This window comes from Micromonospora sp. USAFONa4 (genome assembly GCF_057197825.1).
The window spans coordinates 1904630-1918657 of the sequence record NZ_CM170072.1 but is presented as its reverse complement, the minus strand read 5'-3'; the positions used below and the strand labels follow the sequence as shown (position 1 = coordinate 1918657).

Annotated in this window: 7 protein-coding genes and 3 rRNA genes; 7 read left to right on the top strand and 3 right to left on the bottom strand. The window is 67.1% G+C overall.

From position 1 onward, the window contains the following. Window positions 1-97 precede the first annotated feature (97 nt). Window positions 98-895: a carbon-nitrogen hydrolase family protein gene (locus AC0OO9_RS07950; protein ID WP_484516650.1), complete on the top strand. Its 798-nt coding sequence runs from the start codon at window positions 98-100 to the stop codon at window positions 893-895. A 3-nt stretch (window positions 896-898) separates the two neighbouring features. On the opposite strand, the gene AC0OO9_RS07945 is transcribed toward AC0OO9_RS07950, so the two are convergent. Further along, complete coding sequence (locus tag AC0OO9_RS07945) at window positions 899-1126, bottom strand: hypothetical protein (RefSeq protein ID WP_121399376.1); 228 nt, start codon at window positions 1124-1126, stop codon at window positions 899-901. Window positions 1127-1767: 641 nt separating this feature from the next. On the opposite strand from AC0OO9_RS07945, the gene AC0OO9_RS07940 reads away from it, so the two are divergent. From AC0OO9_RS07940 to rrf, 3 genes are all read left to right on the top strand, one after another. Next, a 16S ribosomal RNA gene (locus tag AC0OO9_RS07940) occupies window positions 1768-3282 on the top strand. Between the two features lie 375 nt (window positions 3283-3657). Then, window positions 3658-6767 (top strand): 23S ribosomal RNA (locus AC0OO9_RS07935). A gap of 85 nt (window positions 6768-6852) precedes the next feature. After that, window positions 6853-6969 (top strand): 5S ribosomal RNA (gene rrf / locus AC0OO9_RS07930). Together the 16S, 23S and 5S rRNA genes form the textbook arrangement of a ribosomal RNA operon. A 316-nt stretch (window positions 6970-7285) precedes the next feature. Here rrf and AC0OO9_RS07925 read toward each other — a convergent pair. Next, window positions 7286-7969, bottom strand: a complete 684-nt coding sequence (locus AC0OO9_RS07925) for a hypothetical protein (RefSeq protein ID WP_484516649.1) — start codon at window positions 7967-7969, stop codon at window positions 7286-7288. A gap of 69 nt (window positions 7970-8038) precedes the next feature. Here AC0OO9_RS07925 and AC0OO9_RS07920 point away from each other — a divergent pair, with 69 nt between their 5' ends. The 3 genes from AC0OO9_RS07920 to AC0OO9_RS07910 are packed head-to-tail and all read left to right on the top strand — an operon-like array spanning window position 8039 to window position 12476. Then, on the top strand, window positions 8039-10657 hold the full coding sequence (locus AC0OO9_RS07920) for a valine--tRNA ligase (RefSeq protein WP_484516648.1): 2619 nt from the start codon (window positions 8039-8041) through the stop codon (window positions 10655-10657). Then, window positions 10654-11988 (top strand): bifunctional folylpolyglutamate synthase/dihydrofolate synthase, encoded by a 1335-nt coding sequence (locus AC0OO9_RS07915; protein WP_132240454.1) that lies wholly within the window; start codon window positions 10654-10656, stop codon window positions 11986-11988. Before AC0OO9_RS07920 ends, AC0OO9_RS07915 begins: the two co-directional genes overlap by 4 nt. Next, the gene (locus AC0OO9_RS07910; protein ID WP_484516647.1) at window positions 11985-12476 is read left to right on the top strand and encodes a DUF4233 domain-containing protein; all 492 of its coding nucleotides are present in this window, start codon (window positions 11985-11987) and stop codon (window positions 12474-12476) included. Before AC0OO9_RS07915 ends, AC0OO9_RS07910 begins: the two co-directional genes overlap by 4 nt. 29 nt (window positions 12477-12505) lie before the next feature. On the opposite strand, the gene AC0OO9_RS07905 is transcribed toward AC0OO9_RS07910, so the two are convergent. Continuing rightward, entirely contained in the window at window positions 12506-13927 is a 1422-nt protein-coding gene (locus AC0OO9_RS07905) for a VOC family protein (protein ID WP_484516645.1), read from the bottom strand. Window positions 13928-14028: the final 101 nt, after the last annotated feature.

The following is a 14028-nucleotide window of genomic DNA, read 5'->3' as shown; positions in this document are numbered from 1 at the left end:
CCGGCCGACGCCGCAGGCTCGATCCACCCGTGGCCCGGGAGCCCCGCCACCTCTTCGACGCTGTCGCCGCGCCCCCTCCGGTCGTACGCTGATCCCCATGCGCGTCGCCGTCTGTCAGCTGAACTCCCGGGAAGACCGTAAGGCGAACCTCGCGGCCGCGGAGGCCCTGCTGGAACGCGCGGCGGCGGCCGGCGCGGACCTGGCGCTCCTGCCGGAGTTCGTCGACTATCTCGGCCCCGCCGCGGGCCTCCCCGAACCGGAGCCGGTCGACGGCGAGGTCGGCCAGTTCTTCGCCGGCGTCGCCCGGCGGCTGGGCATGTGGCTGATCGCCGGGTCGATCCACGAGCGCGGGCCGGATCCGGCCCGCACCTGGAACACCTCCCTGGTCTTCGACCGCTCCGGCACGCTCGCCGCCAGCTACCGCAAGATCCACTTGTACGACGTGGAGATCCCCGGCCGGGTCTCCTACCTGGAGTCGGCCACCGTGGCCCCGGGCGACCAGCCGGTGGTCGTCGACGTCGAGGGCCTTCGCGTGGGCCTGTCGATCTGCTACGACCTCCGGTTCCCGGAGCTGTACCGGCGGCTCGTGATCGAGGGCGGCGCCCAGTTGCTCGTGGTGCCGGCGGCCTTCATGGTCCACACGGGGCGGGACCACTGGGAGGTGCTGCTGCGCGCGCGGGCGATCGAGAACCAGTGCTTCGTCGCCGCGGCGGGGCAGGTCGGCGACCACGAGCCGAGCCGGACCTGCTACGGACGCAGCATGGTGGTCGACCCGTGGGGGGTGGTGCTCACCCAGGTGCCCGACGGCCCGGGTCTGGCCGTCGCCGACCTCGATCTTGACCGGCTGCGGACGATCCGCGCCGAGTTGCCGAGCCTCGCGAACCGCCGGCTCTGACGCTCACCCCTGAAGCAGTACGCCCAGCACGGCGAAGCCGGCGATCGCGGCGGCGGTGACCAGGAGTGCCGTCGTCATGCGGGACCGACCACGGCGGGCCAGCCGAGCCACCGAGACCAGGACGACGAAGACCACGAAGGCGCCGATGACCAGCTGCCAGAACGGCAGCAGCAGTCCCGTCAGCGCGTCCTCGGCGAGCACGGTCACCCGGGTGCGCGGGAGGTCAGCCATGACAGACACTCTGGCACGCCGGGACCGCCTTTGGACCCACGTGGTCGTCACGAATGCGCGACCGCCGGCGGCCCTTGCGGGTTCAAGTGACGATCGCCGATTTGCCTTCTCCGGGCGGGCGGCGTAACTTTCTCTCTGCACGCGGGAGGCCGGACAAACTGGCCGACAACGGCACCAGGCTCGTGGCGGAGACGCCGGGCGAGGCTGAGGATCCGGGCGGTGCGAGAACACTCCAAGATGGGGTTGCGATCGCGAGGCCGACCGGGTAAAGTTCGGACGCCGGCAGGAGCCGGGCGGATGACCACGAAGTGGTGATCGGCCGGTCTGCGGCTCCCCACGACAGCAACGACCGCCGTGATACGGCGAGCGTCATCGTGGAATCCGGAACACCTCCTCGATCACCTCGGACACGAGGTTGACGACGGGAAGTGAACCGAGTAAGGTAAAGAGGTTGCCCCAAGCGGGTTCCCACAATGTGGGACACCCGAGTGGTGTGTGGTTGTTCTTTGAGAACTCAACAGGGTGCTTGATAAGCCAGTGCCAATTATGATTTATACCCTGGACTGGTCAGGCTTCGGTTTGGCTGGTCTTGGATTCCTTTGGCAACACTTTTGTTGTCGGGACAGTTTTTCAACAAGTTTTTGTTGGAGAGTTTGATCCTGGCTCAGGACGAACGCTGGCGGCGTGCTTAACACATGCAAGTCGAGCGGAAAGGCCCTTCGGGGTACTCGAGCGGCGAACGGGTGAGTAACACGTGAGCAACCTGCCCTAGGCTTTGGGATAACCCTCGGAAACGGGGGCTAATACCGAATAGGACCACCGGTCGCATGGTTGGTGGTGGAAAGTTTTTCGGCCTGGGATGGGCTCGCGGCCTATCAGCTTGTTGGTGGGGTGATGGCCTACCAAGGCGACGACGGGTAGCCGGCCTGAGAGGGCGACCGGCCACACTGGGACTGAGACACGGCCCAGACTCCTACGGGAGGCAGCAGTGGGGAATATTGCACAATGGGCGGAAGCCTGATGCAGCGACGCCGCGTGAGGGATGACGGCCTTCGGGTTGTAAACCTCTTTCAGCAGGGACGAAGCGTAAGTGACGGTACCTGCAGAAGAAGCACCGGCCAACTACGTGCCAGCAGCCGCGGTAAGACGTAGGGTGCGAGCGTTGTCCGGATTTATTGGGCGTAAAGAGCTCGTAGGCGGCTTGTCGCGTCGACTGTGAAAACCCGCAGCTCAACTGCGGGCCTGCAGTCGATACGGGCAGGCTAGAGTTCGGTAGGGGAGACTGGAATTCCTGGTGTAGCGGTGAAATGCGCAGATATCAGGAGGAACACCGGTGGCGAAGGCGGGTCTCTGGGCCGATACTGACGCTGAGGAGCGAAAGCGTGGGGAGCGAACAGGATTAGATACCCTGGTAGTCCACGCTGTAAACGTTGGGCGCTAGGTGTGGGGGGCCTCTCCGGTTCCCTGTGCCGCAGCTAACGCATTAAGCGCCCCGCCTGGGGAGTACGGCCGCAAGGCTAAAACTCAAAGGAATTGACGGGGGCCCGCACAAGCGGCGGAGCATGCGGATTAATTCGATGCAACGCGAAGAACCTTACCTGGGTTTGACATGGCCGCAAAACCGGCAGAGATGTCGGGTCCTTCGGGGGCGGTCACAGGTGGTGCATGGCTGTCGTCAGCTCGTGTCGTGAGATGTTGGGTTAAGTCCCGCAACGAGCGCAACCCTCGTTCGATGTTGCCAGCGCGTTATGGCGGGGACTCATCGAAGACTGCCGGGGTCAACTCGGAGGAAGGTGGGGATGACGTCAAGTCATCATGCCCCTTATGTCCAGGGCTTCACGCATGCTACAATGGCCGGTACAATGGGCTGCGATACCGTGAGGTGGAGCGAATCCCAAAAAGCCGGTCTCAGTTCGGATCGGGGTCTGCAACTCGACCCCGTGAAGTCGGAGTCGCTAGTAATCGCAGATCAGCAACGCTGCGGTGAATACGTTCCCGGGCCTTGTACACACCGCCCGTCACGTCACGAAAGTCGGCAACACCCGAAGCCGGTGGCCCAACCCTTGTGGAGGGAGCCGTCGAAGGTGGGGCTGGCGATTGGGACGAAGTCGTAACAAGGTAGCCGTACCGGAAGGTGCGGCTGGATCACCTCCTTTCTAAGGAGCACCTTCCGACGAAAGTCGGTAAGGAGCCCGCACTGCCCGAATGTGGTGGTGGGGTGCTCAATGGCGGAGACACTGGTGAGTTGGATGCCGGCAACGGCCGGGATACCTAGTACGGCCATCTTTCGGGGTGGTGTGGAACGGTTCCTCCTGGTGCGGCTGGGGTTTGGCGTAGAGCACCCTGTTGGGTCCTGAAAGAACAACCGGTGGTTGTTTCTTTCGGAGCCATTGCTTCGCCTGTGGGTGGAGCTGGTTGCCAGGCATGGCCTGGTCTCGCATACCGATCACTGTGGTGGTGCTGGTGTGGGGCTGTGGGGTTGTGGGTTGGTCGTTTGTTGAGAATTGCACAGTGGACGCGAGCATCTTTGTGGTCAAGTTGTCAAGGGCGAACGGTGGATGCCTTGGCACCAGGAGCCGATGAAGGACGTGGGAGGCCGCGATAGGCCTGGGGGAGCTGTCAACCAAGCTGTGATCCCAGGGTGTCCGAATGGGGAAACCTGGCTGGAGTCATGTCCAGTCACCCACACCTGAACACATAGGGTGTGTGGGGGGAACGCGGGGAAGTGAAACATCTCAGTACCCGTAGGAAGAGAAAACAAATAGTGATTCCGTGAGTAGTGGCGAGCGAAAGCGGATTGAGGCTAAACCGGCTGCGTGTGATACCTGTCAGGGGTTGCGTGGTTGGGGTTGTGGGACCCTGCTGAATGAGCTGACACTTGTTCGAGAAGTTACAAAGCCAGTTGCTAGCCGAACAGTCTGGAAAGGCTGACCGTAGGCGGTGAGAGTCCGGTAGGTGAAAGTGGCTGGTCTTCTGTGGGTGTTCCCGAGTAGCGGCGGACCCCTGTAATCTGCCGTGAATCTGCCAGGACCACCTGGTAAGCCTAAATACTTCCTGGTGACCGATAGCGGACGAGTACCGTGAGGGAATGGTGAAAAGTACCCCGGGAGGGGAGTGAAATAGTACCTGAAACCGTTCGCCTACAATCCGTCGGAGCCTTGCGGGGTGACGGCGTGCCTTTTGAAGAATGAGCCTGCGAGTTAGTGGCATGTGGCGAGGTTAACCCGTGTGGGGGAGCCGTAGCGAAAGCGAGTCTGAATAGGGCGATTCAGTCGCGTGTCCTAGACCCGAAGCGGAGTGATCTAGCCATGGGCAGGCTGAAGCGCGGGTAAGACCGCGTGGAGGGCCGAACCCACCAACGTTGAAAAGTTGGGGGATGACCTGTGGTTAGGGGTGAAAGGCCAATCAAACTCCGTGATAGCTGGTTCTCCCCGAAATGCATTTAGGTGCAGCGTCGCGTGTTTCTTGCCGGAGGTAGAGCACTGGATGGTCTAGGGGGCCCACAAGCTTACCGAAATCAGCCAAACTCCGAATGCCGGTAAGTGAGAGCGCGGCAGTGAGACTGCGGGGGATAAGCTTCGTAGTCGAGAGGGAAACAGCCCAGATCACCAGCTAAGGCCCCTAAGCGTGTGCTAAGTGGAAAAGGATGTGGGGTCGCATAGACAACCAGGAGGTTGGCTTAGAAGCAGCCACCCTTTAAAGAGTGCGTAATAGCTCACTGGTCAAGTGGTTCCGCGCCGACAATGTAGCGGGGCTCAAGCACACCGCCGAAGCTGTGGCATTCACATTTTAACCACGCAACGCCTTGATGTGTTGTGCAGGTGTGTGGATGGGTAGGGGAGCGTCGTGCCGGGGGTGAAGCAGCGGGGTGACCCAGTTGTGGACGCGGCACGAGTGAGAATGCAGGCATGAGTAGCGAAAGAAGGGTGAGAAACCCTTCCGCCGGATGACCAAGGGTTCCAGGGCCAGGCTAATCCGCCCTGGGTGAGTCGGGACCTAAGGCGAGGCCGAGAGGCGTAGTCGATGGACAACGGGTTGATATTCCCGTACCCGCGAAAGAGCGTCCCTGATGAACCTCGTTGTGCTAACCACCCAAACCTGGGGAGGTCTTCGGACCGAACTGGGGGAGCGTGGGAACCTGGCGGGTAGTAGTCAAGCGATGGGGTGACGCAGGAAGGTAGCTGAGCCCGGCCGGTGGTTGTGCCGGGGTAAGCGTGTAGGCCGGTGTGTAGGCAAATCCGCACGCCATGAAGGCTGAGACGTGATGCCGAGCCGATTCAGGTGAAGTCAGTGATCCTATGCTGCCGAGAAAAGCCTCTAGCGAGTTCTTAGCGGCCCGTACCCCAAACCGACACAGGTGGTCAGGTAGAGAATACCGAGGCGATCGGGCGAACTGTGGTTAAGGAACTCGGCAAATTGCCCCCGTAACTTAGGGAGAAGGGGGGCCGGAGACGTGAAGCCCCGCGCGGGTGGAGCGTTGTATGGCCGCAGAGAGCAGGGGGAAGCGACTGTTTACTAAAAACACAGGTCCATGCGAAGAAGTAATTCGATGTATATGGACTGACGCCTGCCCGGTGCTGGAACGTTAAGGGGACCTGTTAGCTCTTCGGGGCGAAGCGGAGAACTTAAGCGCCAGTAAACGGCGGTGGTAACTATAACCATCCTAAGGTAGCGAAATTCCTTGTCGGGTAAGTTCCGACCTGCACGAATGGCGTAACGACTTCCCCACTGTCTCAACCACAGGCCCGGCGAAATTGCATTACGAGTAAAGATGCTCGTTACGCGCGGCAGGACGGAAAGACCCCGGGACCTTTACTATAGCTTGACATTGGTATCCGAATTAGCTTGTGTAGGATAGGTGGGAGCCGGTGAAGTCCATACGCCAGTATGGGTGGAGGCAATCTTGAAATACCACTCTGGTTGATTTGGGTATCTAACTTCGGACCGTTATCCGGTTCAGGGACAGTGTCTGGTGGGTAGTTTAACTGGGGCGGTTGCCTCCTAAAGGGTAACGGAGGCGCCCAAAGGTTCCCTCAGCCTGGTTGGCAATCAGGTGTTGAGTGCAAGTACACAAGGGAGCTTGACTGTGAGACTGACAGGTCGAGCAGGGACGAAAGTCGGGACTAGTGATCCGGCACTTGCGAGTGGAAGCGGTGTCGCTCAACGGATAAAAGGTACCCCGGGGATAACAGGCTGATCTTCCCCAAGAGTCCATATCGACGGGATGGTTTGGCACCTCGATGTCGGCTCGTCGCATCCTGGGGCTGTAGCAGGTCCCAAGGGTTGGGCTGTTCGCCCATTAAAGCGGTACGCGAGCTGGGTTTAGAACGTCGTGAGACAGTTCGGTCCCTATCCGCCGTGCGCGTAGGATACTTGAGAAGGGCTGTCCCTAGTACGAGAGGACCGGGACGGACGAACCTCTGGTGTGCCAGTTGTCCCGCCAGGGGCACGGCTGGTTAGCTACGTTCGGAAGGGATAACCGCTGAAAGCATCTAAGCGGGAAGCTCGCTTCAAGATGAGGTATCCCACCCACCTTTGGTGGGGTAAGGCCCCCAGCTAGACGACTGGGTTGATAGGCCGGAAATGTAAGCCCGGTAACGGGTTCAGTTGACCGGTACTAATAGGCCGAGGACTTGACTACTAAGCTGCTACGCGTCCACTGTGCAACTCACAGCAAACGAACAACAGACCACATTGTGTGGTGTTGTTTGATATGTTGATAGAGTTACGGCGGTCATGGCGGAGGGGAAACGCCCGGTTACATTCCGAACCCGGAAGCTAAGCCCTCCAGCGCCGATGGTACTGCACTCGGGAGGGTGTGGGAGAGTAGGACACCGCCGGACAATCTTTCAGTTCAGGGTCACCCCGTACGGGGTGGCCCTGAACTGCGTTACGGCTCATTTCGGGGCGTGGCCGAAAGCCGAAGCCTGCGGGGACCGGAGGCCGAGAACCGGATCCCCACGGAGCAGGACCGATCGGGCGGCGGAATCGTTTCCAGGCCGGGGCCGGGGGATTTCCCGGCCAGGCGCCGGGGGGCCCTCCGCCCGCACCACTTGAACTGCGCCCGCACCACTTGAACTGCGCCCAGACCACCCCGACTCCGCCCGCACCACTTGGGCTCAGGGCGCACCCACCTGGTCGGGCCGGGCCGCAAGAGCATCAGCCTCGGGTCTGGATCTCCTCGCGCATGGCGCGGAACAGCCCGCCGGCGTCGTTCACGGAGCGGCCTGGGAACATCGCCATCACCACGCTGCCGTGGTCGGCCCACCCGCAGACCGCGAAGTCGCCGCCGTCGCCGCTGGTGATGCCGCACTTCATCACACCACCGAAGCGTCCCGCGGGCACCTTGCGCAGCCCCGTCACCTTGCCGGTCTCGTCGGTCAGCAGGCCGAAGAGGCTGTCCAGGTCCCGCTCCGGCTGCCAGAGCACTGTCGTCCCGCCGAAGATCGGCACCGGGCGCCTGTCGTCGGCGGGATCCCGGTAGACGGTGCCGAAGCTGCTGTCCAGGTCGATGCCAGCGGCGAATCCGCTGCGCAGGTAGTCGGAGGTGCTGCGGGCCCGGTCGCTGTCGTCGCGGACGAGGCCCGCCACCCGGTCCGGGGTGGCCAGGTCGGCGTCCTTCTGCTGGGCGACCCGCCAGCCGGCCGTGCCGAGCACCGCGGCCCCCGCGATCCCGACCACCGCCGCCACGGCCCACGCCACCCGCCGGCGCCCCGACCACGTCCCCCGCCGTTCCGGGGCGCTCTCCGGGTCCCGGTTGCTGAGCTGGATGGGCTCGTCGGTCAGGTCGATCGGTTCGGACCCGTCCGCGACCGGGCGATCGGTGAGATGTGCGTCGGACATAGCCGACACCGTACGCGAACGGCAGGTGGCGCACGTCGGGTCCACCGAAGCGCTCCGTAGACTTTCAGGGTGACCGAGAGACTGGATGCCCGACGCCCCGACGCCCCGACCCTTGCCGGCCAGTACCAGCCCGGCGAGGTGGAGCAGCGACGGTACGAGCAGTGGGTAGCCGCCGGCCACTTCCGGGCGTCGGCGGACAGCGACAAGCCCCCCTTCACCATCGTCATCCCGCCGCCCAACGTCACCGGCTCCCTGCACATGGGCCACGCGCTGGACCACACCGTCCAGGACGCGCTGGTGCGGCGCAAGAGGATGCAGGGCCACGAGGCGCTGTGGCTGCCGGGCATGGACCACGCCGGGATCGCCACCCAGAACGTGGTCGAGCGGCAGCTCGCCGGCCAGGGCCTGTCCCGGCACGACCTGGGCCGGGAGAAGTTCGTCGAGCGGGTGTGGCAGTGGAAGGCCGAGTCCGGCGGCGCGATCCTCGGGCAGATGCGTCGCCTCGGCGACTCCGTCGACTGGGACCGTGAGCGCTTCACCATGGACGAGGGCCTGTCGCGGTCCGTCCAGACCATGTTCAAGAAGCTCTACGACGACGGGCTGATCTACCGGGCCAACCGGATCATCAACTGGTGTCCGCGCTGCCTGACCGCGCTGTCGGACATTGAGGTGGAGCACACCGACGACGACGGCGAGCTGATCTCGATCCGGTACAGCGACGACGTCGTGGTCGCCACCACCCGGGCCGAGACGATGCTCGGTGACACCGCGGTCGCCGTGCACCCGGACGACGAGCGCTACCGGCACCTGATCGGCACCGAGGTGGCCGTGCCGTTGACCGACCGGCGGATCCCGATCGTGGCCGACGAGCACGTCGACCCGAGCTTCGGCACCGGCATGGTCAAGGTGACCCCCGCGCACGACCCGAACGACTTCGAGATCGGCCAGCGGCACGACCTGCCGTCGCTGACGATCATGGACGAGCGGGGCGTCATCACCGCGCACGGCCCGTTCCAGGGCCTGGACCGCTACGAGGCCCGCCCGGCGATCGTCGCCGCGCTGCGGGAGCAGGGCCGGATCGTCGCGGAGAAGCGGCCGTACGTGCACGCGGTGGGGCACTGCTCCCGGTGCCGGACGACCGTCGAGCCGCGGCTGTCGCTCCAGTGGTTCGTCAACACCGCCCCGCTGGCCGAGGCCGCCGGCGACGCGGTGCGCGACGGCCGGGTGAAGATCGAGCCGGCGGAGCTGGCCAAGCGGTACTTCGCCTGGGTCGACAACATGCACGACTGGTGCATCTCCCGCCAGCTCTGGTGGGGCCACCGCATCCCCGTCTGGTACGGCCCGGACGGCGAGATCGTCTGCGTCGGCCCGGACGAGGAGCCGCCGGGCGGCGAGGGCTGGCACCAGGACGAGGACGTCCTGGACACCTGGTTCTCCAGCGGCCTGTGGCCGTTCTCCACGCTCGGCTGGCCGGAGCAGACTCCCGACCTGGCGAAGTTCTACCCGACCAGTGTGCTGGTCACGGGCTACGACATCCTCTTCTTCTGGGTCGCCCGGATGATGATGTTCGGCCTGTACGCGATGGACGGCCGGCCGCCGTTCCACACGGTTGCCCTGCACGGCATGGTCCGCGACCAGCACGGCAAGAAGATGTCGAAGTCGTTCGGCAACGTGGTCGACCCGCTGGACTGGATCGAGCGGTACGGCGCCGACGCCACCCGGTTCACCCTCGCCCGGGGCGCCAACCCGGGCGGGGACGTGCCGGTCAGCGAGGACTGGTGCCAGGGCTCCCGCAACTTCTGCAACAAGCTGTGGAACGCCACCCGCTTCGCGCTGCTCAACGGCGCGCACACCGAGGGCCCGCTGCCGGCGGCCGACACGCTGTCGACGGTCGACCGGTGGATCCTGTCCCGGCTGGCGCACGTCACCGCCGCCGTGGACGAGCAGTTCGAGGCGTACGAGTTCGCGAAGGTCTGCGACCTGCTCTACCACTTCGCCTGGGACGACGTCTGCGACTGGTACGTGGAGCTGACCAAGCCGGTGCTCGCCGAGGACGGCCCGGCCGCCGAGGCCAGCCGCCGGGTGCTCGGGCACGTCCTGGACCAGCTGCTGCGGCTGCTGCACCCGGTGATCCCGTTCGTCACCGAGGAGCTGTGGACCGCGCTTACCGGCGGCGAGACGGTGATGACGGCCGCCTGGCCGGTGGCCGATCGTACCGGAGTCGACGACGCCGCGGAGGTCGAGGTCGGCACCCTCCAGCGGGTGGTGACCGAGATCCGGCGGTTCCGCTCGGACCAGGGGCTGCGCCCGACGCAGCGGGTCGCCGCGCGGCTCGACGGCCTGGCGGCCGCCGGCATCGCCGCGCACGAGCCGCTGATCCGGTCGCTGGTGCGCCTCGACGCGGCCGGCGACGGCTTCCAGGCCAGCGCGACGCTCGCCATGCCCGGCGACGTGAGCGTGGCCCTGGACACCCGGGGGTCGATCGACGTGGCCGCCGAGCGGGCCCGGCTGACCAAGGACCGGGCCGCCGCCGAGAAGGAGGCCGCGCAGGCCCGGGCGAAGCTCGGTAACCCGGCGTTCGTCGACAAGGCGCCGGAGCCGGTGGTCGCCAAGATCCGCGACCGGCTCGCCGTCGCCGAGGCCGACCTCATCCGCATCGACGCCGCTCTGGAGGCGCTGCCCTCGTGACCGACCGCACCGATTTCGCCGCCGTCGAGGCCGAGCTGGCCGAACGCGGGTTCACCCGCATGGCCTTCGAGCTGGACAAGATCGAGTCGCTGCTGGACCTGCTCGGCAGCCCGCAGCGGGCGTACCCGTCGATCCACCTGACCGGCACCAACGGCAAGACCTCGACGGCCCGGATGATCGACTCGCTGCTGCGGGCGTTCGGGCTGCACACCGGCCGCTACACCAGCCCGCACCTGGAGAGCGTCCGGGAGCGGATCAGCCTGGACGGCGAGCCGGTGGACGAGGGGCGGTTCGTCGCCACGTACCGGGAGATCGAGCCGCTCGCCCGGCTGGTCGACGAGCGCTCGGCGGAGCCGCTGACGTACTTCGACATGACGACCGCGCTGGCCTTCGCCACCTTCGCCGATGCCCCGGTGGACGTGGCGGTGGTCGAGGTGGGTCTCGGCGGCGCCGAGGACGCCACCAACGTGATCCAGGCCGGGGTGTGCGTGCTCACTCCGGTCGGGCTGGACCACACCGAGTGGCTCGGCGACACCATCCAGGACATCGCGCTGGCCAAGGCGGGAATCATCCACAAGGGCGCGACGGTGATCTCCGCGGCGCAGGAGGAGGAGGCCGCCGGGCCGATCCTGGAGCGCTGTGCCGAGGTCGGCGCGACCATCGCCCGGGAGGGCGCCGAGTTCGGGGTGCTGCGGCGGGCCGTCGCCGTCGGCGGGCAGGTGCTCACCCTCCAGGGCCTCGGCGGCGTCTACGAGGAGGTGTTCATCCCGCTGCACGGCGCCCACCAGGCGCAGAACGCGGCGGTGGCGCTGGCGGCGGTGGAGGCGTTCCTCGGCGCCGGGGCGAAGCGGCAGCTCGACGTCGAGGCGGTCCGGGAGGGCTTCGCCACCGCCAGCTCGCCCGGCCGGCTGGAGCGCGTACGCAGCGCGCCGACCATCCTGCTCGACGGGGCGCACAACCCGCACGGGATGGCGGCCACGGTGGCCGCCCTTCAGGAGGAGTTCGCCTTCAGCAAGCTGGTCGCGGTGGTCGGTGTCCTCGCGGACAAGGACGCGGCGAGCCTGCTGGAGCTGCTGGAGCCGGTGGTCGACCAGGTCGTGGTGACCCGCAACAGCTCGCCCCGGGCGCTGCCGGCCCGGGAGTTGGCCGCGCTGGCGGCGGAGGTCTTCGGGCCCGAGCGGGTGGAGGTGGCCGAGGAGATGCCGGACGCGATCGAGGCGGCGGTGGCGATGGCCGAGGAGGACGTACCGGGGGAGCTGAGCGGGGTCGGGGTGCTGGTCACCGGGTCGGTGGTGACGGTGGCCGACGCCCGTCGGCTGCTGAAGCGATGACCGGGCCGGAGCGCGCCCCCACGGGCGACGACCGCCCGACCGGGGCACCCGGCAAGGTCCCCGGCGACCTCCCCGCCGGTACGTCGGACGGCACCCCTGACGACGGCGCGGTCCGGACGGCCGACGGCAACCCCGCAGGGCGCCCGCCGCGCCGCTCCGGGCTGCGCAACCCGGAGCGGGCGGTCCGTGGCCTCGGTGCCGGCACGCTCAGCCTGGAGGCGCTGGTGCTGGTGCTGGCCATCCAGCCGATCCGGGTGGTCGGCGGCGACCTGGGCGGCGCCGCGATCGGGGCCGTGGTGGCGTTGGCCGTGGCGGCGGTGCTGCTCGCCGGCATGATGCGCCGGCCGTGGGCCTGGCACGCCGGCACCGCCCTGCAGGGACTGCTCATGCTGGCCGGCCTGCTGCACTGGTCGCTGCTGGTGCTGGGGATCGTCTTCGCCCTGGTGTGGGGCTACGCCCTGCACGTGCGCCGGGTCATCCTGGGCTGACGGGTCAGGCCTGGGCGAGCTGGGCCGGGTCAGGCCTCGGCGCGTTCCCGCCACTGGGTGAGGGCGATGCCGTGGCCGTCCGGGTCGCGGAACGCCGCCGCCCACACCTCCAGCTTCGTGCCCCGGTTGACCACCCGGGGGGCGTACGTGAACCGGACGCCCGTGCCGCGCAGCCGCTCGTAGGCGGAGCCGATGTCGTCGACCTCGAGGTTGACGTGCACCAGCCGGCGGCTGATCGGCGCGGCCTCGGTCACCTCGCGCAGCACCAGGCGGGTCGTCCCGGAGGAGAGGACCGCGTTGCCGGAGCCCCGGTCGACCTCGGCGAAACCCAGGTCGCGGTAGAAGTCCAGCGAGCGGGGCAGGTCGGTGACCAGCAGGGTCAGCCCCACACCGGCGATCGGCGCCCCGAACTCGTCGCCGGCCGCCGCGGTCTCTCCGGCCTCGTCGTCGGCGTCGGTCGCCGGGCCCGGACCGAAGATCGCCTCGTCCAGTTCCTCCGGGCTGATCCGGTCGTCGCGGACCCGGTCGTCGCGGACCCGGTCGTCGCGGACCCGGTCGCGCGGCGGGGCGGGATCGTCCAGGGGCAGGTCGAGCGGATCCGCCGGCGCGGTCGGGTCGGGGCGCTCGCCGGGCGCGTCGAACCGCTCCTCGGCGGGCGGGCGGGGCGTCGGGGTGGCCCGGCGCGGCAGGGTGCCGGTGGCGGGCTGCTCGACGAGCGTGCCCTCCAGGACGACCGGCCCACCCGGACGCTGGTGCATCACGACGGGCTCGCGTTCCTCGGGCCGCCCGACCCGGTCCCCACCGAGCGGATCGCCCAGGGGATCCCCGACGGGGTCGCCCAGCGGATCGCCCACCGGCGCCCGGAAGTCGTCCCGGTAGTCGTCGCGGTAGTCGTCCCGGAAGTCGTCGTCCGGCGCCCGGTCCGCCCACGGCGGGGCCTCCTGCTGGATCAGCACGTCGTCCAGCGGCTCGGTGCCCGCGTACTCGGGCGGCAGGTCGGCCGCGGCGGCGGCGGCGGTCTCTGCGTGGGTGGGCACGTCGTCCCAGAGCACCCGGACGTGGCGCTGGTCGTCCAGGGCCACCCGGATCGGCAGCGTCTGGCCGAGCGACGGCCACTTCGCCACCGGCACCCGCGGCTCGATGATCTTCTTGGACCGGGGCGGCAGCCCCGGGGCGTCGATCACCAGCTGGAGTTCGCAGCGGCCGAAGGCGTACTGCGTGGGCGGCTCGGAGGCGCTGTGCACGTGCCCTTCGCCGATGACCCAGGTGCGACCGCCCCCACGCACCGTGGCCAGCGCGATGGCCAGCACCAGCAGGGCGACGCCGAGCGCCACGATCGCCCAGCTCGTCATGCCCAGGCCGAAGAGGACGACGAAGGTGGCCACGGTGCCCAGCACCGCGGCGATCAGCTTGCGTACCGGTGCGATGGGCCGGTTCCCGCCATTCGCCACAGTGGACCTCCCGAGGGTCAAGGGCCAGGCTAGGCCGGATCGGCCGCCGGAGGAAGGACCGGCCGCCGCGCCGGTGCCGGGACCGGGTCGCTAGGCTGACC

What these genes read in the sequence shown, in the direction of transcription:
- AC0OO9_RS07925 (WP_484516649.1), bottom strand. Translation starts at nt 7,969, where the DNA reads ATGTCCGACGCACATCTCACCGATCGCCCGGTCGCGGACGGGTCCGAA.
- AC0OO9_RS07945 (WP_121399376.1), bottom strand. Translation starts at nt 1,126, where the DNA reads ATGGCTGACCTCCCGCGCACCCGGGTGACCGTGCTCGCCGAGGACGCG.
- AC0OO9_RS07910 (WP_484516647.1), top strand. Translation starts at nt 11,985, where the DNA reads ATGACCGGGCCGGAGCGCGCCCCCACGGGCGACGACCGCCCGACCGGG.
- AC0OO9_RS07950 (WP_484516650.1), top strand. Translation starts at nt 98, where the DNA reads ATGCGCGTCGCCGTCTGTCAGCTGAACTCCCGGGAAGACCGTAAGGCG.